We start from the raw sequence: 21,280 nt of genomic DNA, 5'->3' as shown, positions 1-21,280 counted from the left end.
GTTACAAGGCGATTGCCCGCGGAGCGAAGCGGAGCCAGCTAGCTCTGCGGACCCCCCTCCTCTGTTCCCTCGGTCAAGGTGTCGTGTACGCCGTCGGCGTAACCGCGGGCGTACTCCCACGTGACGTAGTGATCAGGGTCCGGGTCGTAGGCCGGCTCGTGCACCCTCGGCCGCCCGCTGGTCAGCAGATGGCGCAGGTTGCCGCGCAGCAGATCCCAGTCGAAGTAGTGCGGCTCGTGGCAGTCCTCACACTCGATGACCAGGCCACGGACCCCGGTCGGACTCAGCAGCGCCTGGTAGATCTCCAGGTCGGAGAGGTCCTCGAGCACGTCCTGCCGTTCGGCCTCGGACAGCGGCTCGGGCTCGGCGTCCTCGGTGAGGTCGTCGAGCTCGGCGGCCGGGTCGGTGGGGTCGCCGTTGAACGGGTCGATCGGCTCTTCTTGCACCCCCTTACCGTACTCACCCTTCCGCGATGTGTGCTGGCCCGCACGGGCGGTCCGGCCGCCCGGGTGTCCCGAGGTGGATAGGTACGATGAACCATCCGTCCTCTTGCAGTTAGGGATGCTTTCCGTGGAGACAGATTCCGCTCGTACGGTTCCGCTAGGTCTGACTTTCGACGACGTGCTGCTCCAGCCCGGTGAGTCGGACATCGTGCCCAGCCGGGTGAACACGAGGACACGCCTGACCCGGAACATCGAGTTGACCATCCCGCTGCTCTCCGCCGCGATGGACACGGTCACCGAGGCGCGCATGGCCATCGCGATGGCCCGCCAGGGCGGCATCGGCGTGCTGCACCGCAACCTCTCGCCCGAGGACCAGGCGACCCAGGTCGACCTGGTGAAGCGGTCCGAGTCCGGCATGATCACCAACCCGGTCACCTGCGGCCCGGACGCCACGCTGCGTGAGGTCGACCAGCTCTGTGGGCAGTTCCGCATCTCCGGCGTGCCGGTGACCGACGCCGAGGGCGTGCTCGTCGGCATCGTGACCAACCGGGACATGCGCTTCGTCAGCGACCAGGACGCCAAGGTCCGCGACGTCATGACCAAGATGCCGCTGATCACCGCGCCGGTCGGCGTGAGCAAGGACGAGGCGCTGAGCCTCCTGCAGAAGCACAAGATCGAGAAGCTTCCGCTGGTCGACGACAGCGGCCGCCTGCGCGGGCTGATCACGGTCAAGGACTTCACCAAGAGCGAGCAGTTCCCCGACGCGACCAAGGACGACCAGGGCCGGCTGCGGGTCGCCGCGGCCGTCGGTGTCGGCGACGAGTCGTACAAGCGGGCGCGCGGCCTGATCGACGCCGGCGTCGACGTGATCATCGTGGACACCTCGCACGGTCACCAGCGCCAGGTGCTCGACATGATCGCCCGGCTCAAGCGCGACACCGCGACCGACATCATCGGCGGCAACGTGGCCACCTTCGCCGGCGCCAAGGCGATGGCCGAGGCCGGCGCCGACGCGGTCAAGGTGGGCGTGGGCCCGGGCGCGATCTGCACGACGCGCATCGTCGCGGGTGTGGGCGTTCCCCAGATCACCGCCATCATGGAGGCCGCGCGGGCGTGTGGCCCGGCCGGCGTCCCGGTGATCGCCGACGGCGGCATCCAGTACAGCGGCGACATCGCCAAGGCGCTGGTGGCCGGGGCCGAGACGGTCATGCTGGGCGGTCTGCTGGCCGGCTCCGAGGAGAGCCCGGGCGACCTGATCTTCCTGAACGGCAAGCAGTACAAGTCGTACCGGGGAATGGGCTCGCTCGGCGCCATGCAGTCGCGGGGGCAGGCGAAGTCGTACTCCAAGGACCGCTATTTCCAGCACGATGTGCCGGAGGAGAAGCTGGTTCCCGAGGGCGTCGAGGGTCAGGTGCCGTATCGTGGGCCGCTGTCGCGGGTGGTCAGCCAGCTCGTCGGCGGTGTCCGCCTGGCCATGGGCTACGCGGGCGCCGAGACGATCACTGACCTGCAGGAGCGCGGCCAGCTCATCAGGATCACGGCGGCGGGCCTCAAGGAGAGCCACCCGCACGACATCCAGATGACTGTTGAGGCCCCTAACTACCACTCCCGCTAAGAAGAGGTCGGAGCCATGCGCGACGTTGTGGAGATCGGTCTGGGTAAGACCGCCCAGCGGGGATACCACCTGGACGACATCGCCATCGTCCCGAGCCGGCGCACCCGCGACGTGGACGACGTGTCCACCGAGTGGCGGCTCGACGCGTACCCCTTCAAGATCCCCTGCGTCGCGCATCCGTCCGACGCCACCATGAGCCCGGAGTCCGCGGTCGCGCTGGGCCGCCTCGGCGGCCTGGGCGTGCTCAACGCCGAGGGCCTCTGGACCAGGTACGAGGACCCGACCAAGATCCTCGAGGAGCTGGCCTCGCTCGACGAGGACGCCGACGCCACCAAACGGCTCCAGGAGGTCTACTCCGAGCCGATCCGGCCGGAGCTGATCGCCGAGCGGGTGCGGGTCATGCGCGAGGGTGGCATCACCGTCGCCGTGCGCGTCTCGCCGCAGCACACGCTGGCCCTGGCCCCGGTGGTGCTCGACGCCGGCGTCGACCTGCTCGTCATCCAGGGCACCCTGGTCAGCGCCGAGCACGTGTCCACCACGGACGAGCCGCTGAACCTCAAGGAGTTCATCGCCGACCTCGACCTGCCGGTGATCGTCGGTGGCTGTACCGACTACAAGACCGCCCTGCACCTGATGCGCACCGGCGCCGCCGGCGTGATCGTCGGTGTCGGCGCCGACGAGTGGTCCACCACCGACACCGTCCTCGGCATCCGGGTGCCGATGGCGTCCGCGATCGCCGACGCCGCGGCCGCCCGCCGCGACTATCTGGACGAGACCGGCGGCCGCTACGTTCACCTGATCGCGGACGGTGGCATCTCCACTTCGGGTGATATCGCTAAGGCGATCGGGTGCGGCGCCGACGCTGTGATGCTCGGCGAACCCCTCTCGCTGGCCGAGGGAGCGCCCGCCGGAGGGGCCTGGTGGCATTCCTCGGCGAGCCACCCGCAGCTGCCCCGGGGTGGCTTCTGCATCGCCGGTGAGCCCGACGGCACCCTCGATGAGCTGCTGTTCGGCCCGGCCGACCGGCCCGACGGGCAGCTCAATCTGTTCGGCGGACTCCGGCGCGCGATGGCCAAGTGCGGCTACAGCGACGTCAAGGAGTTCCAAAAAGTCGCGTTGGTCCTCGACCGCTAATCTCGCGCCATGAGGCGTGCAGGGGTGCTGCTCGCGGTCGTTCTGGTGGCCGCGGGATGTTCGGACGATCCGGATGCGACGACGAGCCCGTCATCCTCGGCGCCGGCCTTCACGGCCGGCGCCGACGGTGCCGGCGATCCGTACTTCCCGAAGTACGGCAACGGCGGGTACGACGTCGGGGCGTACGACCTGAAGGTGAAGTTCGATCCGAAGACGGACCAGCTCACCGGCACCGCCACCATCACCGCGACCGCCACGCAGGATCTGGCGGCGTACAACCTCGACCTCTCCAAGCTGACCGTGAGCGACGTGACGGTCGACGGCGAGAAGGCGACCTCCTCGGTCTCCGGCGCCGAGCTGACCGTCAAGCCCTCCACCGGCATCGCCCGCGGCCGCGAGTTCACCACGGTCATCCAGTACGGCGGTCAGCCGTCCCGCCTGGCCAACGCCACCCTGGGCGAGGGCGGCTGGCTCGAGACGCCGACCGGCGCGATCGCGCTGGGCCAGCCCGAGTCGGCCAGCACCTGGTACCCGGTGAACGACCATCCCTCGGACAAGGCGAGCTGGCATCTGGAGATGACCGTGCCGTCGGGGCTCGAGGCGATCAGCAACGGCGTCCAGGGCGCGACCCGGGACGCCGGCGGCTGGACCACGTGGACCTGGACCGAGAGCTCGCCCATGGCCAGCTATCTGTCCTACGTGGTGATCGGCCAGTACCGGATCACCACGGCGACCCACGGCGGCAAGCCGATGATCACCGCGATCGCCGACTCGCTGCCGGCCGACGGGCCGGCCGCGGTGTCGATCGCCAAGACCGGCGAGATCACCGACTTCCTGGCCACGAAGTTCGGTCCGTACCCGTTCGACGCCAACGGCGGTGTGGTCGTCGACGAGCAGCGCATCGGCTACGCGCTGGAGACCCAGAGCCGCCCGGTGTACGGCCCGTCGTTCTTCAACGGCGGCGAGAACGAGACCGTCGTCGCCCACGAGCTGGCCCACCAGTGGTTCGGCGACAGCGTGGCGCTCGACCGCTGGCAGGACATCTGGCTCAACGAGGGCTTCGCCACGTACGCCGAGTGGCTGTGGGACGAGCACGAGAAGGTGCAGACCGTCGAGCAGGCCTTCGACGACACGTACGAGAACTACGGCTGGCTGCAGACGAATGAGACGACCGGCGACCCGGGCGCCAACCGGATCTTCGGCGACGCCGTCTACCAGCGCGGCGGCATGACCGTCTACGCCCTGCGCAAGACCATCGGCGACGCGGCCTTCGACAAGCTGCTCAAGCAGTGGACCACCCAGCACCGCGACGGCAACGCCACCACGGACGACCTGATCGCCCTGGCCGAGCAGGTCTCGGGCAAGCAGCTCGACGGCTTCTTCCAGAAGTGGCTCTTCGAGAAGACCAAGCCGCCGAAGCCCTAGTTTTTGTCGATCAGCTTGGGGTGGCTCGCGAGATAGCCGGCCGCCTTACCCTGCGCGACGGCGGTGACGAAGCCCTTGCCCTCGGAGGTCAGCCGCTCGCCCAGATAGCCGCTGTTCCCGGAGACCCCGTCGCCGGGCAGGGTGACCCGGGTGATGTTCTTCGCGGTCAAATTCCTCAGCGCGTACGCGTACTCGACCGGCCGCCGCCCGCCGAGGTAGACCAGCGTGTCGCCGAGCGCTTCGATGATGTTTTCCAGGGCGGCCGGGTCGTCGGCCAGGTCGCGGCTCAGCGCCTTGTCGAACAGGGCCGAGACCAGCTGCCGCTGGTGCCGCTGCCGGTCGTAGTCGCCGTTGGGCAGGCCGTAGCGCTGGCGGGCGTAGTCGATCGCCTGCCAGCCGTTGAGGTGCCGCTTGCCGGCCTGATAGACGGCCTGCGGGCCGATGTAATCGCCGCCGGAAAGCGGCCGCAGGGTGCCGTCCGGCTTGCGGTGCCGCGACTTGACCGTCTGGTCGATCACCAGGTCGACCCCGCCGAGCCGGGCCGTGAGCCGTTCCAGGCCGCCGAAGTTGAGGACGGCGCCGGCCTGGAACTCCTTGATGCCGGTGTACTGGCTGATCGTCTTCGAGAGCAGCTCGTACCCCTTCTTGACGTCCCGCTTGTCGCCGGCGCCGCGGCTCATCGCCTCGGTGAGCTTGTGGGTGCCGCCGCTGTAGCTCACCCGCAGATCGCGGGGCAGGGAATAGAGGTAGGCCTTCTTCAGCCCGGGCTCGACGTGCAGCAGCATGACCGCGTCCGCGTGCGGCTGCCAGTCGGGGATGCTGACCCGGGTGTCCACACCGATCAGCAGCAGGTCGAGCGGGCCGGTGATGTCCGCCCCGGGCGACGGCGGCGGCGTGGTCGGAGCGGTCGTGGGCGGCGTGGTCGCGGGCACGGCCGAGATCGACGGGGCTGGTGCGGCCGCCGGCTCGTCCCCCGATCGGACCGCCCAGGCGATGCCCCCGCCGACCAGCAGCGCCAGCACGACGGCGGCGCCGATCCATAGACCAAGCCTGCTGTTCCGCATGGCGGAACACTAATTCAGGATGATCACCAGCTCAACGGCGGCCCGATCCCGCACTGTGAAACAGGTCATTGCGATTCACCCGAACGGCCGTACGCTGGCCGCCGCCATCAACGGGGGAGGCAGCTTCGATGAAGCTCACCAAGCGACGGATCACCGTCGGCGCAATCGGCACGGCCGTCGTCGTGGCCATGACGAGCGTGACCACCTGGGCCCTGGCCGACACGCCGCAGTCGGGTTCGCCCGTGCGCCTGGTCATCGGCTACAAGGACGGCGCCAACCGCGTCGCGGCCACCAACACTCTTTCCGCGGCCGGTGCCCGCAAGCTCAACGCGTCCACCGACAGCGCGGCCCTCGACCAGATCCGCGCGTCGACCGTGCAGGTTCCGGCCGCCCGCAGCAAGGCCACGATCGCCGCCCTGCGCAACGACCCGAATGTGGCCTACGTCGAGGTCGACCAGCGGCGCACGGCCACGCTGGTCCCGAACGACGAGACCTACCAGGAGGGCGAGCAGCCCGAGATCGACGAGGTCCGCGCCCCGCTGGCGTGGGACACGACGACCGGCGGCTCCTCGCCCGTGAAGATCGCGGTCGTGGACACCGGCGTGAACGCGGTCGGCGACCTCGCCGGCGGCGCGGTCCTGGCCGGCTACGACTTCGTCAACAAAGACTCGTCCCCGGCCGACGACGCCGGTCACGGCACCCGGGTCGCCTCCCTGATCGCCGCCCGCGGAAACAACACCAAGGGCATGGCCGGTGTCTGCTGGACCTGCCAGGTCATCCCGGTGAAGGTGCTCGACAGTCAGGGCAACGGCTGGGACAGCGACGTGGCGGCCGGCATCACCTGGGCCGTGCAGCACGGCGCCAAGGTGATCAACCTGTCGCTCGGCGGTTCCGCCTCGTCCAAGGTGCTCTCCGACGCGGTGGCCTACGCCAACACCAACGCTGTGCTGGTCGTGGCCGCGGCCGGCAACAAGGGGGACGACGACGACCCGCTGACCAACCGTTCCTACCCGGCCGCCTACGGCGACGTGGTGGCCGTGGCCGCCACCGCCAGGCGGTCGAACGCCCTCGCCTCGTACTCCTACCGGAACAAGCCCGGCGACACCTGGGTCGACCTCGCGGCGCCCGGCACCGTGACATCCATGGACCGGTACGGCAACTACGACGTCAAGGACGGCACCTCGTTCGCGGCGCCGATCGTGTCCGGCATCGCCGGCCTGATCAAGGCGAAGAACCCGAGCTTCACCGGCTGGTCGCTGATGAACGCGCTGCAGAACTCGGCCGCGCAGCACAAGATCAGCGGCACCGGCGTCAACTACGGCAAGATCGACGCCCCGCACGCGCTGACCTACAACACCGACACCGTGGCGCCGCGTTCGACCGGCATCATCCCGTCGCAGAACGCGCTGGTCCGCGGCACGGCGACGATCACGGCGGGCGGCCTGACCGACAACAAGTCGGGCATCCGGCTGGTCCAGATGTTCGTCAACGGCGTCTACAAGGGCTACGCGGCCAAGGCGCCGTGGAGCGTCCCGCTCGTCACGAACGCGTACAACGGCCCGACCAAGATCAGCATGAAGGTCTTCGACAAGGCCGGCAACACGTTCCAGCCGTCGGTGCGCACGGTGATCGTCGACAACATCGCCCCGGTCGTGAAGATCACCTCGGCCCCGAAGAGCGGCTCGAAGATCACCGGCACCGTGACGATCAAGTTCGCCGCCTCCGACGCCCGTGGGCTCAAGGTCACCCAGCTGCTGATCAACGGCAAGGTGGCGCAGGTGCGGTCGACGACCACCCCGTTCACCTTCAAGGCGACCTCGGTGCCGAACAACACCACGGTGCAGGTGCGGTCGTACGACAAGGCCGGCAACGCGGGTCTCTCGGCGAAGTACACGTACAAGAGGTGAACAACCTGACCGCAACCGGGAGGGACCGGAACGGTCAGTGAGCGAACCGAAGTGAAGGGAGCCGGCCACTCAGGCCGGCTCCCTTTCGCTTCGGAGGTTCTCGCGTGCTCGGTCGGGTCGGAAAGCTCTTCGCTGGTCTGCTGGCCGGTGCCACGATGGTCGTGGCGCCCTCTTCAGACGCCGCGATGGCCTCGGCCGACGGCTGGTCGAAGCCGAACGACCCAGGCTTCTCGACCCAGTGGGGCCTCAAGCAGACGCGCGTCGACCAGGTGTGGAACACCCTCCGCGGCAACACCCGGGTGGTCGTCGCCGTGCTCGACACCGGCGTGAACCCGCTGCCCGACCTGCGCACCCGCATGCTGCCCGGCTACGACTTCGTCAACGGCGACAGCAACCCGGCCGACGACAACGGCCACGGCACGATGGCGGCCGGCGTGGTCGCCGCGGGCGGCGCCAACCGCACCGGCATCGCCGGCATCTGCTGGAACTGCCGCATCCTGCCGGTCAAGGTGCTCAACGCCAAGGGCAGCGGCAGCTACACCGCCATCGCCCAGGGCATCCGGTTCGCGGCCGACCGCGGCGCCGGCGTCATCAGCCTGTCGCTGGGCGGCAACGCCGACAGCAGCGTCCTGCGCGACGCGGTGACCTACGCCGAGGGCAAGGGCGCCCTGATCGTCGCCGCGGCCGGCAACAAGGGCGTCTCGGCCCCGCACTACCCGGCGGCCATCCCGTCGGTCCTGGCCGTCGGCGGCGTCACCTCCACCGGCGCCCGCTACAGCTGGTCCAACTACGGCTCGTGGGTCGACGTGACCGCCCCCGGCTGCAACCCGGCCCAGGGCCCGTCGGGCGCGATCGGCCAGTACTGCGGCACCTCGTCGGCCGCCCCGTTCATCGCCGGCGTGGCCGGTCTGCTCGCCTCGTCGCCGTCACGTCCGACCGCCGCCCAGATCCGCTCGGCCATCGTCGCCACCAGGACCCTGCCGTCGGGCCGGGTCGACGCTCTCCGGGCGCTCCAGGCCCTCTAGGTAAACTTTGCCGGTGAGTACTCCCCGACCCGTTCTCGTCGTCGACTTCGGCGCCCAGTACGCCCAGCTGATCGCCCGCCGCGTCCGCGAGGCGCGGGTCTACTCGGAGATCGTCCCGCATTCGATGCCGGTCGCCGAGATGCTGGCCAAGAACCCCGCGGCGATCATCCTGTCCGGCGGCCCGTCCAGCGTCTACGAGCCGGGCGCGCCCGTGCTCGACCCGAGCCTGTTCGACAACGACGTGCCCGTCTTCGGCATCTGCTACGGCTTCCAGGCCATGGCGCAGGCGCTGGGCGGCACGGTCGCGCACACCGGCTCCCGGGAGTACGGTCGCACCCTGCTCAGCGCGCAGGGCGGCACCCTGCTGCGCGAGCTCCCCGACGACCTGCCGGTCTGGATGAGCCACGGCGACAGCGTGGCGGTGGCGCCGCAGGGCTTCGCGGTGACCGCGTCGACGCCGGGCGCCCCGGTGGCCGCGTTCGAAGACCTGACGGCCAAGCGGGCCGGTGTGCAGTTCCACCCCGAGGTGGCGCACACGGTGCAGGGACAGGAGATGCTCAAGCGTTTCCTGTACGACATCGCGGGCATCGAGCCGACCTGGACCTCGTCGAACATCATCGACGAGCAGGTGGCCGTGATCCGCGAAAAGGTCGGCGACAAGCAGGTGATCTGCGGTCTCTCCGGCGGTGTCGACTCGGCGGTCGCCGCCGCGCTCGTGCACAAGGCCATCGGCGACCAGCTCACCTGCGTCTTCGTCGACCACGGCCTGCTGCGCGCGGGCGAGGCGGAGCAGGTCGAGAAGGACTTCGCGGCCGCCCTGGGCATCCGGCTCAAGGTGGTCGACGCGGCCGACACGTTCCTGGGCCACCTGGCCGGGGTGACCGACCCCGAGCAGAAGCGCAAGATCATCGGCCGCGAGTTCATCCGCGCCTTCGAGGCCGCGGCCCGCGAGCTCGACGCCGAGCGGCACGTCGAGTTCCTGGTGCAGGGCACCCTCTACCCCGACGTGGTGGAGTCGGGTGGCGGCACCGGCACGGCCAACATCAAGTCGCACCACAACGTGGGCGGTCTCCCCGACGACCTCCAGTTCGCGCTGATCGAGCCGCTGCGCACCCTCTTCAAGGACGAGGTGCGGGCGCTCGGCAAGGAGCTGGGCCTGCCCGACGAGATCGTCCAGCGCCACCCGTTCCCCGGTCCGGGCCTGGCCATCCGCATCATCGGCGCCGTCGACCGCGAGCGGCTCGACCTGCTCCGCGCGGCCGACCTGATCGCCCGTGAGGAGCTGACCGCGTCCGGCCTCGACCGTGACGTGTGGCAGTTCCCGGTAGTGCTGCTGGCCGACGTGCGCAGCGTCGGTGTGCAGGGCGACGGCCGCACGTACGGTCACCCCGTGGTGCTGCGGCCGGTCTCGAGCGAGGACGCCATGACGGCCGACTGGTCCCGCCTGCCCTACGACGTGATCGCCAAGATCTCGACCCGGATCACCAACGAGGTCCGCGAGGTCAACCGGGTCGTGCTCGACGTGACGAGCAAGCCGCCGGGCACCATCGAGTGGGAGTGACGACTCACCACTCTTCAGGCATCAGGAACCACATCAGGGGATAGGCGAGCAGGGCCGCGCCCCAGGTGGCGGCGGCCAGCACGACGAAGGCGACCCGGACCAGCACCGGGTCGATGCCGAAATAGCGGCCGATGCCGCTGCAGACGCCGGCCCCGACACGGTCGTCCTTGGGGCGGCGGAGGAGCTTGTAGGGTGCCTCGTTCATGCCCCCATGGTGGGACTGGACGGGGCCTTACGACCTCGGTGAAGGCCCGGATACGTACCCTGAAATGATGGTTACGGGCCGTGGTCGATCTAGTGCACGTTGTCCTTGGCAACGCTCTGATCAGGGATTACTCAGCGCGAGCACCCTGTCAGGAATCCGACAGATGTTTTCTGCAGTTAACATATTCCGGGCAGAATGCCGCCCGTGACCCCCGCACTCGAACCGCTCCGCCGGATCGCCGCCTACGCCGTCGCCCGAGACGACGAGGGCCGCGTGCTGCTGGTCCGGGCCTCCACCAGCTCCGGCACGCCGGGCGTCTGGTCCCTGCCCGGCGGCGCCGTCGACCACGGCGAAGACCCCAACCACACCGTCGTCCGCGAGACGGCTGCCGAGACGGGCCTGTCCGTGGCCGTCACCGGCCTCCAGGACGTCCTGGCCGACATGCGCTCCCTGCCGCACCGTGGCGTCACCATCCACACCGACCGCCTCATCTACGAGGTGTCGATCCGGGGCGGCACGCTGGTGGACCGCATCGGCCACCCGACCGACCTGGCCCGCTGGCACACCCTGGAGGAGGCCGGGCGCCTCAAACTCCGCCAGTTCACGGCGGACGCGCTCGGGCTGGGCAGCGCCTCGGCCGACCTGCGGCCCGAGCCGGCGCCGACGTTCCCGTCCTTCTACGCCTATCCCGGGCCGGACGGGCTGCACCGGGCCCAGCGTTTCGCGGCGTACGCGATCGCCACCGACCCGCAGGACACCAGCCTGCTGCTGACCCGCATCGCCCCCGGCTATCCGGGCGAGGGCCGCTGGCACCTGCCCGGCGGCGGCACCGACTACGGCGAGCAGCCCGGCACGGCGCTGATCCGCGAGCTGGTCGAGGAGACGGGCCAGGAGGGCCGCCTGGTCGAGTTGCTCGGCGTGGCCAGCCACCGCGACGCGGCGTCGCTCGGCCCGGAGGGCTACCCGATCGACTGGCACGGCGTGCGAGCGTTCTACCGGGTGATCGTCGACGGCCCGACCGAGGTGATCGTGAAGGACGTCGGCGGCTCCACGTCCGAGGCCCGCTGGATGCCGGTCAAGGAGGTCGCCGACCTGCCCGAGGACCAGCTGACCGAAGTGACGGCCGAGGCGCTGCGAAAGGCGCGGCTAATCTGATCGAGTGAAGATCAGACGCGTCGGGGCCTACGGAATCTGCCGCGACGAGTCCGGGCGGGTGCTGCTCGCCCGGAACTCGCCGCGCAGCGAGTTCCCCGGCTTGTGGACCCTCCCCGGCGGCGGCGTCGAGCAGGGTGAACACCCGAACGACGCCCTGGTGAGAGAGTTCGCCGAGGAGACCGGTTTAGAGGTACGCCTCGACGCCCTGAACAGCGTCACCGCCGACGTCTTCCCGTTGTCGAACGGCGCCCTCGAACACACGGACCGCATCATCTACGACGTCACAGCCACCGGCGGCACCCTGCGCAACGAGACAGAGGGCACCACAGAGCTCGTCGAGTGGGTGGCTGACCCCGCGTCGCTACCGCTGATGCCCTTCACCGCCGCCGCCCTCAACCTGGCGCCCAAAGCTCGCGAACCTCAGCTTCCGCCCGCCCCCGAGACTCAGCTCGCGCCAGGGGGTGGCCCCGAGTCTGACCTTGCGCCCGCTGGTGTCGCCGAGTCTGACCTTGCGCCTGGAGGTGGCCTCGAGTCTGACGTTGCCCCCGGTCTCGGCTCCGAGTCGCACCCTGCGCCCGGAGCCGGCTCCGGGCCCCACCTTCCGCCCAGCGTCGAGTCGGAGCCTCACTCCCTGGCGGATATTTCCGAAAAGTCGGGCAGAGGTGAGGGTGGCGCAGGCGTTGAGGTCGGCGCGCGCAGGGGAAGCGGGGTCGCGGCTAGAGCGGGCGGGGCCAGCGGAGACAGGGAAGGCGCGGGCGAGGCCAGCGCGGTTGCGGCCAGCGGAGACAGGGAAGGCGCGGGCGAGGCCAGCGCGGTCGCGGCCGGCGGAGACAGGGAAGGCGCGGGCGAGGCCAGCGCGGTCGCGGCCGGCGGGGTCGCGGCCAGAGCGGGCGGGGAAAACGCAAGCGAAGTCGGGGCGCCTGGGGAAAGCGCGGGCCAAGGCAGCACGGCGGGCGAAGAGCCGGTGCGGCTGGGGGCTGTGCAGCGGTTTGGGGCCTATGCGGCGGCTTCTGATCCTGCGGGGCGGGTTCTGCTGGCTCGGATCGCTTCCGGATATCCCGGTGCTGGGCGGTGGCATGTGCCCGGGGGTGGCACCGATCATGGGGAGACGCCTGAGGTTGCTCTGGCCCGGGAAGTCTTCGAGGAGACCGGGCAACACGGGCGGGTGACCGGGCTCGTCGAGATCTCGCATCGTTATGACCCGGCGGCCGTGGGGCCCGAAGGGGTGCCGGTCGACTGGCATGTCATTCGTGTTCTGTTCCGGGTCGAGGTCGACACGCCGACCGAACCTGTGGTCAAGGAGGTCGACGGCTCCACCGCTGAGGCCCGCTGGTTCACGCTGGCCGAGGCCCGGCGGCTGGCGCTCACCGAGCCGGCGGCCGTCGCCGTAGCCCGAATCGGGGCGGAACGGGCGAGTTAGAATCGTTATCCGGGACGGGCCGTGAGAACGCCCTCCCGGACCCACCCGGCCAAGGAAAGACCCGGAGGAGCACCTGCCAACGACTGTCGATCGACTTCTCGCCAAGGTCGTCCGGCTGTGCGATGGTGTACACCGCGAATTTCCCCGGTCCGCGTGTGCGGCGGGCTACCGGGCCACAACCCACCGCAAACGTGCAGGTGGGCCACCTATCCCATGGAGGAAGCACGTGCCGAGAACCCCTTGGCGCCGGCGTCGATCGACGGATAGCCCCCGTCCCGCCGGTCGTCGTTGGGCAGGCCGTCTGCGCCGCGGAGGAACCATCGCGCGGCAGGCCCTGATGGTGCGGGTCGGCCGCCGGAACGCTGAGTCCGGCCGGGCCGCCACCGCGACCAGGGCAGAAGTCATCTACACCGGTGCCGAGCACGGGCGGGCCCTCGGGCCGGCCGCTCCGCACCTGGCGATCCCGTCGGTTGTCACCGAGGAGGCCGCGCCGGTCTCCCTGCTGCCCGGCGAGCACACCGCCGCCCGCAAGGTGCGGTTCGCCATCGTCAACGGCTGCACGATCGCCAGCCTGGCCCTCGGCCTGACGGCGATCTTCCTGGCTATGCACGGCGATGTCCGCCTGGCCGCTGCCTGCCTGGTCGCCTGCGTCGCGTTCGACGGCCTCGACGGCGCGCTGGCCCGCAAGCTCGGTGTGTCCAGCCCGTTCGGCGCCCAGATGGACTCGCTGGCCGACATGTGCTCGTTCGGCCTGGCCGCGCCGGTCGTCGTCTACGCCTCGCTGGCCCACACGGTGCCGACCCCGGCCGCCGCCGTGGCCTGCGTGCTCGTCGCGGCCTGCGCCGCGATCCGCCTGGCCCGCTTCAACGTCTCGCCCAAGGACGGCAAGTTCTTCTGCGGCGTGCCGACCACGATGGTGGCCGCGGTCCTCGCGGTGTCCGTGCTGATCGGCCTTCCGCTGCCCGGCCTGGCCCTGCTGGGCGGGGTGGCGTTGCTGGCCTTCGCCATGGTTTCGAGTTTCCCGTACGCCAAACTGGCCCGCCTCCTGCGGCTCCCGGCCTGGCTGTGGCTGCTGCCGATCGTCGGCGCCCTGGTCGACGCACGTTTGACCTTCGTGATGGTCGTGGCGGCGTACCTGCTCAGTGGCCCGGTCCTCTGGATGCGCCAGAGAACCACCGCGTAATGAAAAAGGCCGCCGAGAGGCGGCCTTTTTCATATCCGGAAGTCAGAGCCAGCGGGCGATCACCGAGGAACCGCCGATGACCTTGTCGTTGACGGCGACCAGCGGCTCGGCCGAGCCGGCCGGCAGGTAGACGTCGGTGCGCGAGCCGAACCGGATCAGGCCCATCCGCTCGCCCTTGGCGACCAGCGTGCCGACCGGGGTGCGCTGCACGATGCGGCGGGCGATCAGGCCGGTCCGCTGGGCCACCACGACCGTGCCGTGCTCGGTGTCGAGCACCGTGTAGGCGGCCACGTTGTGCTCGGCCGCGGCGGTCATCGCGTTCGCGTAGCCGCCCTCCTCGACGAAGAAGTCGGACACCCGGCCCGCCACCGGCACCCGGTTGACGTGCACGTCGAGGACCGACAGGAAGACCGCGATCCGCAGGAACTCGCCGCCGCCGAAACGCTCGTCGGTCATCCGCTCGACCGACAGCACCCGCCCGTCGGACGCCGCCACCACGGCCGAGGCGTCGTCGGGCACGTCGCGCTCGGGGTCACGGAAGAATGCCGCGACCGGGGCCGCGGCCAGCGCCGGCAGCAGCCACAGCTTCGACTTGGGCCGGGCCCGGCGGGCCAGCGCGGCCAGGCCGAGCGCGATGCCGGCGGCGGCCACGCCGTTGGAGTCGATGTGCATCGAGCGGGTCACCGGCACGCTGGACGGGCGGTAGGCCGGGGCCAGCGTCGCCGCCACCCGCGGGTCGGCCGCGGTGAACCGCAGCTTGTGCACCCGCAGCGGCGGCGGGTTGCGCAGCACCAGGTCGGAGCCGACGCCGAACAGCGCGCCCTGCCGGAACAGCTCGGCCGCCGCGCCGCCGGTGCGGCCCGGCGTGGCCGGGGTGGCCACGGTGAGCACGGCGCCCTCGTTCAGATATTTCCCCAGACGGTCGAGCAGGACCCGGACCTCGTCGGCGGTGCCGGTGAGCGGCTCGCCCACGATCACCACGTCGGCCGGCTCGGCGTCCTCCAGGGCGTCGACCACCCGCACGCGGTCGGCGATCCAGCTGCCCAGCCCGGTGATGTGGTCGCGCAGCAGGTCGGCCGTGCTGCGCTCGCCGGCCACCAGGGTGAGCTGGTCGGCCGGCAGCAGGGCCTCGACCGCGGCCGCCACCACCTCGGTGGCGTGGTCGGCGGCGAACACCAGGGCGGTGGTGGGCGCGTTGTGCCGGGCGAACTCGGCGGTCAGGGCCCGGGCGGCGACGGGGCCGACCCCGGCGATCGGAGCGTTGGACACCACGGGGTACGTCATGGCCACGAGCATATGGGGCTACTTCTCCGGTGACGCGGGGTGCTCCTTGGTGAACCGCTCGGACGGCTCCTCCAGGAGCTCCCGGACGATCGACGCGTGCATCTCGGGCGGGAGGTCGCCGGGGATCTCCGGCGCGGGCGCCTCGGCCGGGACGGCGGTCGCCATGGCCGGCTCGGGCACGCTGCCCCGGGCCGACCGGAGCGCGCCGAGCAGGCCGATCACGCCGAAGACGATCAGGCCGCCGGCCACCAGCCAGCCCACCGCGGGCAGGTGGACGGTGACCACCGCCGACACCGCCCACCAGGCGACCACGATCAGGAACAGGATGCCGAAGCTGAGCGAGACGCCGTCGGCGCGGTGTGGCCTCATCGGTGCACCTCCAGGTTGCCCGCGTCCAGCCGCAGGTCGAGCTTGAGCGTGCCGCCTCCGGCCCCGTCCGGGCCGAGGTCGGTCAGGTCCTCGTTGTTGAGCGACTCGCCCTCGAAGGTCTTGCCGAAGACCTCGGCGCGGCCGTTCTCGACCTGGAGGGACGCGGTCGTGTCGACGGTCGGCGGCAGCAGCACCCGCACCTGGCCGAACTTCATGTTCACGGTGATCGTCTGCTGCTGGCCGGCGAAGTCGATCTGCCGGAGGTCGATGGTGGCGTCGCCCAGTGTGAAGTCGTACCGGTCGGCGACCTGGGCCAGGGTGGCCGGTTTGTAGACGCTGTTGGCCACGTCGTCGCCCCAGCGCTCGGAGCCGGTCGAGGCGAACAGGCCCATCGTGGCGATCAGGCCGAGCGCGATCAGGCCGCGGGCCCGGCCGAGCCAGGTGCCGACGATCAGGCCGGCCGCGATGGTGGCCAGCGCCGCCGCGAAGTAGGCCGAGACGGCGATGCTCGCGCCGGCCGTGTCGATGGCGGCCATCACGCCCATCACCACGATCAGGGCGAAGAAGGTGAGACGGCCCAGCTTGGAGCGTTCCTTCGGCTTCTTCGGCGGCTTGGCGGCGGGCGGTGCCGGAGGTCCGGGTGGATAGGTGGCCGGTGTCGGCCGGGCGTACGGGCCGTGGGGCGCGAACGGAGGCCGGTAGGCGCCCGGCGGCGGCGCGAACGGCGGCGCGAACCCCGACGTCGGGGGAGCCGGCGTCTCGACCGGCGGGATCGGGGCGGTGACCGGCTCGACGGGCGGCTCGGTGGCCTCAGGCGACGTGGCCGCGGGCGCCGGGTCAGCGGTCTTTTCCGGAGCCGCGGGCGGCGCGGCGAACTCCGCGGTGCCGAAGCCGGCCGGCGGGAACGGGTCGGCCGGGGGTGGCGGCGGCGGAGGTGTGGCGGACGAGTGGGAGCTCGACCGCTTGATCAGGATGATCGCGCCGAAGATGACCGCACAGGCCAGCAGGCTGGCCCGTACCCCGTCCTGCACGATGAAGGCGAACGAGAGCACGGCCGCGCCGCCGAGGACCACCACCGAGATCGGGGTCATGCCGGCCCGGCCCTTGCCGAGCAGCGACTCGATCGGTGAGGCGGTGTCGCCCTCGGCCGGGATGATCAGCCAGCCGATGAGGTAGAGGAGCACGCCGACACCGCTGATCACACCGAGCACGGCGAACAGCACACGCCACAGCACCGGGTCGGTGTTGGTGGCGCGGGCCAGGGCGCCGGAGACGCCGGCCAGGTAGCGGCCCTGACGCGGGCGGACCAGCTTGTCCCGCGAGAAGGGCGGCCCACCGGCCCACGGCGGGGCGTTGCGGTCCGCAGCTCCAGGGGCCTGTGTGGCCTGCGGTTCGGCAGCTTCCTCGTTCATGGCATCGATCCTCGCCCCTCGGGCACCCGAGACGCTTCAGGCGGCGACCCTGAGGCCACCCTGAGATCCTGGCCGCCGGATACCAGGGGAAGTTCCCCGTGGTCCGCGCGGCCGGAACGTGTGACGATCGGAGGGACACAACCGAGGAGGAGCCATCAGCGCCGCCGCCGCACCGCCCACCCGCCGCCTGTCCAGGCCGCGCGACCACCGCATCATCGCGGGCGTCGCGTCCGGGCTCGCGCAGCACCTCGGTGTGCCCGTGCTGGCCGTGCGCATCGCCCTGGTCGTCCTGCTCGGCTTCAACGGTCTCGGCCTGCTGCTCTACGCGGCCTTCTGGGCCGTGCTGCCGCAGCAGATCCCGGCCGCCGGCGAGCCCGCCAAGCGGCGCGACCTGGCCATGCTGCTGCCGTTCGGCGCCATCGGCCTCGGTGTGATCCTGCTGCAGGCCCTGGTCTTCGAGGACAACGTGGCCGGCACCGTGGGCTGGCTGATCGCCGTGGTCGCGGTCGGCGCCGGCATCATCTGGCACCAGGCCGACCCCACGCGGCGCCAGTGGGGCGCCAACATGCCGCAGACGCCCTGGCTGGCCGCCGTGGTGGCCGAGAGCGACCGGCGTTTCTTCCTTTTGCGCTTCATCGGTGGCGGCGTTCTGGTCGCGACCGGTGTCATCGGCGTGGTCGCGGTCTACGCGCCGGCCGGCAGCCTCACCTCGGTCATCAACGGTGTGATCTTCGCGCTGGTCGGCCTGCTCGGCGTCGGCGTGGTCGCCGCGCCGCTGCTGTGGCGCATGTTCAACCAGCTCCGGGCCGAGCGCGAGGGCCGCATCCGTGAGCAGGAGCGGGCCGAGGTGGCCGCCATGATCCACGATCAGGTGCTGCACACGCTGGCCCTGATCCAGCGCAACTCGGCCGACATCAAAGAGGTGCAGCGGCTGGCCCGGGGCCAGGAGCGCAGCCTGCGCAACTGGCTCTACAAGCCCACCGCGTCGCCCACCGAGCGGTTCGCGGCCGCGCTCGAGCAGGCCGCGGCCGAGGTCGAGGACACCTACGCGATCAGCGTCGAGACCGTGGTGGTCGGCGACACCGAGTGCGACGAGCGGGTCGCGGCCTTGGTCGCCGCGGCGCGTGAGGCCCTGGTCAACGCGGCCCGCCACGCCGGCGTGCAGACCGTTTCGCTCTACGCCGAGGTCGAGCCGGACGAGCTGAGCGTCTTCGTCCGCGACCGCGGGGCCGGATTCGAGCTCAAGGGTGTGCAGGAGTCGCGGCACGGCGTGCGAGGCTCGATCATCGGACGGATGCAGCGTCACGACGGCAAGGCGGAGATCCGCAGTGCCGTCGGCGACGGCACAGAGGTCCGGCTGACGCTTGCCGTGTCGCGGGACAGCGTGACGGCCGGTAAGGAGGCAGCACGATGACCGAGCCCGCGAGCGAGAGCCGGCGGCTCACCGTCTTCCTGGTGGACGACCACGCGATGTTCCGCGCGGGAGTGCGCGCCGAGCTGGGCGCGCACGTCGACGTCATCGGCGAGGCCAGCACGGTGGCCGAGGCGGTCAGCAAGATCGCGGCGGCCGGGCCCGACGTGGTGCTGCTCGACGTGCACATGCCCGACGGCGGTGGCCGCGCGGTGCTCGACGCCATGCGGCGCACCCACCCGCACGTGCGGTTCCTGGCGCTGTCCGTCTCCGACGCGGCCGAGGACGTGATCGGCCTGATCCGGGCCGGCGCCCGGGGCTATGTCACCAAGACGATCTCGCCGGACGAGCTGGCGGCGGCGATCCGACGGGTGGCCGACGGCGACGCCGTCTTCAGCCCGCGGCTGGCCGGCTTCGTGCTCGACGCCTTCGCCTCCCGGCCCGACGTGCCGGTCGCCGATCCGGAGCTCGACCAGCTCACCAACCGCGAGCGCGAGGTCCTGCGCCTGCTGGCACGCGGATACGCGTACAAGGAGATCGCCAAGGAATTGTTCATCTCGATCAAGACCGTCGAGACGCACGTATCGAACGTCCTGCGCAAGCTCCAGATGAGCAACCGTTACGAATTGTCACGTTGGGCGGCCGATCGCCGGCTCGTCTGAACGGTCGGAAAGCGAGCGCTGCGGTGGGTTGCGGCGTGTGCACCGAACGACGTTTTCCCAGCTAGAGCCGGTTCCTTATATCGAAGAACCGGTCGGGGAGCAAGCGTGGCACCGGGCCTGTCTAATATCGGCTTGGTAACGGGGCCTTGGCTGTCATTGGCTCTGTGTCACAGTTGCTGGCGACTCACACGACCCCCGTGAGCGCCCCTGAAGGAGGCACCCACCCCATGCCTGGGAAAATGCCATGGAAGATGGCGGCCGGAGCGGCCGCCATCGTCTTGTTGGCGTCCGGCTGCAGCGGTAGTTCCTCGGACGACGCCGAAGCTCTGCCGAACAGCATCAGCATCGGCATCGTCGAGCCGACGAGCCTGATCCCGTCCAATGTGGTGGAAACGGGCGGCTCGCAGGTGCTGGCGTCGCTGTACTACCCGCTCGTCCGGTTCAACGCGAACAGCGAGCCGTACGTGGTCGCCGCTCAGACGATCACGCACGACAAGGCCAACCGGGTCTGGACGATCAAACTCAGGCCGGGCTTCACCTTCAGTAACGGCGAACCGGTCACGGCGGACAACTACATCACCGCCTGGAACTACGGTGCGTACGGCCCGAACGGCCAGCTCGCGTCCTACTTCTACAGCCGGATCCAGGGCTTCGCCGACCTCCAGTCCAAGGACCCCGACGACGAGGGCCCGGCCGAGGCGCCCGAGCCCAAGGCCAAGACGCTGAGCGGCCTCAAGAAGGTCAACAACACGACCTTCACGGTCACGCTCTCCGCGGGCTTCGCCGGCTGGGAGTCGGTGATGGGTTACGACGCTTTCTACCCGCTGCCCAAGGCGGCGTGGGAGAGCGAGGGCGTGCTCAAGAAGGAGTTCGCCGACGCGCCGATCGGCAACGGGCCCTTCAAGATCAAGGGCAAGTGGCAGCACGACCAGCAGATCCAGGTCGAGAAGGTCGCCGACTTCAAGGGCACGGTCCCCAAGGTCAACGGCATCACCTGGAAGATCTACCAGGACCTGACGACGCAGTACAACGACCTGGTGGCGGGCAACCTCGACGTCGAGACCCAGATCCCCGTCGAGAGCCTCTCGCAGGCCTCCGGCGACCTGGGCCCCCGCTTCCTCAAGAGCCCGAGCTCCGGCTTCGCGTTCGTCGCCTTCCCGATGTACGACGACAAGTACAAGAGCCCGCAGGTGCGCCGGGCCATCTCGATGGCGATCAACCGTGAGGAGATGACCGAGCAGGTCTTCCTCGGCTCCGAGACCGCCGCCACCTCGTTCGTCTCGCCGGTGCTCCAGGACGCCCGCAAGGACACCTGCAAGCAGAACTGCGAGTACAACCCCGTCAAGGCCCGGCAGATGTACGACGCGGCGAACGGCCCGAAGGAAATCAAGATCACGTACAACGCGGACGGCGGCCACAAGCCCTGGATCGACGCGATGTGCAACCAGATCAAGTCGTCGCTCGGCGTCAACTGCGTGGGCGTCACCGTGCCCAAGCTGACCGACCTTCTGGCCAAGGTCCGCGCCCACGAGGACGTCGGCATGTACCGCCTCGCCTGGTCGATGGACTACCCGCTGATGGAGAACTACCTCGGCCCGCTGTACACCAGCGACGGCTCCTCGAACTACGGCGGCTACAAGAACGCGGCGTTCGACAACCTGGTCCGGCAGGGCTCCGAGGCGCCGACCATCGCCCAGGCCACGAAGTACTGGCAGAGCGCCGAGGACATCCTGGCCCAGGACATGCCGGTGCTGCCGCTGCGGTTCAGCCAGAACGTCTTCGGCCACTCGGAGCGGGTCACCGACGTGACCATGGACCTGTTCGCCAAGGTGGACATCTACAAGATCGATATCGCCAGTTAGTCTGACCGTTCTTACGGTGGTGGGGGGGGGGGGGGGGGGGGGGCGGCGGGCCGGGCGCGGGCGGGGCCCCCTCCGGCCCCCCCACGGGCACACCACCAGAAAACCCCAACACCGGCGGCGCCGGCGCCGCGGGGCGACGCACC

18 protein-coding genes are annotated in these 21,280 nt (G+C 70.4%); 12 read left to right on the top strand and 6 right to left on the bottom strand.

What is annotated here, in order from left to right; all coding sequences use genetic code 11:
- Positions 1–38: 38 nt before the first annotated feature.
- A complete protein-coding gene (locus ACFY36_RS24180) occupies positions 39–446 on the bottom strand; it encodes a DUF5319 domain-containing protein (protein WP_499748236.1) in 408 nt (135 codons plus the stop codon).
- Positions 447–570: 124 nt separating this feature from the next.
- Between ACFY36_RS24180 and guaB the strand changes: the two genes are divergently transcribed.
- Genes guaB through ACFY36_RS24165 form a run of 3 tightly spaced genes read left to right on the top strand, consistent with a single transcriptional unit; the run spans position 571 to position 4,617 of the window.
- Positions 571–2,058, top strand: a complete 1,488-nt coding sequence (gene guaB, locus ACFY36_RS24175) for an IMP dehydrogenase (RefSeq protein WP_499748235.1) — start codon at positions 571–573, stop codon at positions 2,056–2,058.
- Between the two features lie 15 nt (positions 2,059–2,073).
- Complete coding sequence (locus ACFY36_RS24170; RefSeq protein ID WP_499748234.1) at positions 2,074–3,192, top strand: GuaB3 family IMP dehydrogenase-related protein; 1,119 nt, start codon at positions 2,074–2,076, stop codon at positions 3,190–3,192.
- Between the two features lie 9 nt (positions 3,193–3,201).
- A complete protein-coding gene (locus ACFY36_RS24165; protein ID WP_499748233.1) occupies positions 3,202–4,617 on the top strand; it encodes a M1 family metallopeptidase in 1,416 nt (471 codons plus the stop codon).
- On the opposite strand, the gene ACFY36_RS24160 is transcribed toward ACFY36_RS24165, so the two are convergent.
- A complete protein-coding gene (locus ACFY36_RS24160; RefSeq protein ID WP_499748232.1) occupies positions 4,614–5,681 on the bottom strand; it encodes an LCP family protein in 1,068 nt (355 codons plus the stop codon). The two genes, ACFY36_RS24165 and ACFY36_RS24160, sit on opposite strands and share 4 nt — an antisense overlap.
- A 128-nt stretch (positions 5,682–5,809) precedes the next feature.
- Here ACFY36_RS24160 and ACFY36_RS24155 point away from each other — a divergent pair, with 128 nt between their 5' ends.
- The 3 genes from ACFY36_RS24155 (at position 5,810) to guaA (ending at position 10,174) form a co-directional block, all read left to right on the top strand.
- Positions 5,810–7,588 carry a S8 family serine peptidase gene (locus tag ACFY36_RS24155; RefSeq protein ID WP_499748231.1) on the top strand — a complete coding sequence of 593 codons (1,779 nt, stop codon included), beginning with the start codon at positions 5,810–5,812 and terminating at the stop codon, positions 7,586–7,588.
- A 104-nt stretch (positions 7,589–7,692) separates the two neighbouring features.
- Positions 7,693–8,613, top strand: coding sequence for a S8 family serine peptidase (locus ACFY36_RS24150; protein WP_499748230.1), 921 nt, complete (start codon positions 7,693–7,695; stop codon positions 8,611–8,613).
- A 13-nt stretch (positions 8,614–8,626) separates the two neighbouring features.
- A complete protein-coding gene (gene guaA, locus ACFY36_RS24145; protein WP_499748229.1) occupies positions 8,627–10,174 on the top strand; it encodes a glutamine-hydrolyzing GMP synthase in 1,548 nt (515 codons plus the stop codon).
- A gap of 4 nt (positions 10,175–10,178) precedes the next feature.
- Here the strand turns inward: guaA and ACFY36_RS24140 are convergent, their stop codons facing one another.
- Complete coding sequence (locus ACFY36_RS24140) at positions 10,179–10,379, bottom strand: PspC domain-containing protein (protein WP_097322703.1); 201 nt, start codon at positions 10,377–10,379, stop codon at positions 10,179–10,181.
- A 204-nt stretch (positions 10,380–10,583) separates the two neighbouring features.
- Between ACFY36_RS24140 and ACFY36_RS24135 the strand changes: the two genes are divergently transcribed.
- The 3 genes from ACFY36_RS24135 (at position 10,584) to ACFY36_RS24125 (ending at position 14,137) form a co-directional block, all read left to right on the top strand.
- Positions 10,584–11,534: an NUDIX hydrolase gene (locus ACFY36_RS24135; RefSeq protein WP_499748228.1), complete on the top strand. Its 951-nt coding sequence runs from the start codon at positions 10,584–10,586 to the stop codon at positions 11,532–11,534.
- Positions 11,535–11,538: 4 nt separating this feature from the next.
- Positions 11,539–12,954, top strand: a complete 1,416-nt coding sequence (locus ACFY36_RS24130; RefSeq protein WP_499748227.1) for an NUDIX hydrolase — start codon at positions 11,539–11,541, stop codon at positions 12,952–12,954.
- 301 nt (positions 12,955–13,255) lie between these two features.
- A complete protein-coding gene (locus ACFY36_RS24125) occupies positions 13,256–14,137 on the top strand; it encodes a CDP-alcohol phosphatidyltransferase family protein (protein WP_499748778.1) in 882 nt (293 codons plus the stop codon).
- Positions 14,138–14,179: 42 nt separating this feature from the next.
- Here the strand turns inward: ACFY36_RS24125 and ACFY36_RS24120 are convergent, their stop codons facing one another.
- From ACFY36_RS24120 to ACFY36_RS24110, 3 genes are read right to left on the bottom strand one after another with little or no spacing between them, the layout of a single operon-like run.
- Complete coding sequence (locus ACFY36_RS24120; protein ID WP_499748226.1) at positions 14,180–15,421, bottom strand: phosphatidylserine decarboxylase; 1,242 nt, start codon at positions 15,419–15,421, stop codon at positions 14,180–14,182.
- A gap of 18 nt (positions 15,422–15,439) precedes the next feature.
- Positions 15,440–15,790, bottom strand: coding sequence for a hypothetical protein (locus ACFY36_RS24115; RefSeq protein WP_499748225.1), 351 nt, complete (start codon positions 15,788–15,790; stop codon positions 15,440–15,442).
- Positions 15,787–17,202, bottom strand: coding sequence for a PspC domain-containing protein (locus ACFY36_RS24110; protein WP_499748224.1), 1,416 nt, complete (start codon positions 17,200–17,202; stop codon positions 15,787–15,789). The genes ACFY36_RS24115 and ACFY36_RS24110 overlap by 4 nt, the downstream gene beginning before the upstream one ends.
- Positions 17,203–17,356: 154 nt before the next feature.
- Here ACFY36_RS24110 and ACFY36_RS24105 point away from each other — a divergent pair, with 154 nt between their 5' ends.
- From ACFY36_RS24105 to ACFY36_RS24095, 3 genes are all read left to right on the top strand, one after another.
- Positions 17,357–18,616 carry a PspC domain-containing protein gene (locus ACFY36_RS24105; RefSeq protein ID WP_499748777.1) on the top strand — a complete coding sequence of 420 codons (1,260 nt, stop codon included), beginning with the start codon at positions 17,357–17,359 and terminating at the stop codon, positions 18,614–18,616.
- Complete coding sequence (locus tag ACFY36_RS24100) at positions 18,613–19,275, top strand: response regulator (protein ID WP_499748223.1); 663 nt, start codon at positions 18,613–18,615, stop codon at positions 19,273–19,275. Before ACFY36_RS24105 ends, ACFY36_RS24100 begins: the two co-directional genes overlap by 4 nt.
- 227 nt (positions 19,276–19,502) lie before the next feature.
- The gene (locus tag ACFY36_RS24095) at positions 19,503–21,137 is read left to right on the top strand and encodes a peptide ABC transporter substrate-binding protein (RefSeq protein ID WP_499748222.1); all 1,635 of its coding nucleotides are present in this window, start codon (positions 19,503–19,505) and stop codon (positions 21,135–21,137) included.
- The last annotated feature ends 143 nt before the right edge of the window (positions 21,138–21,280 follow it).

Origin of the sequence: Actinoplanes sp. NPDC000266 (genome assembly GCF_042899005.1) — a bacterium.
Lineage (GTDB): Bacteria > Actinomycetota > Actinomycetes > Mycobacteriales > Micromonosporaceae > Actinoplanes.
This window is presented reverse-complemented; position numbering and strand designations above follow the sequence as displayed.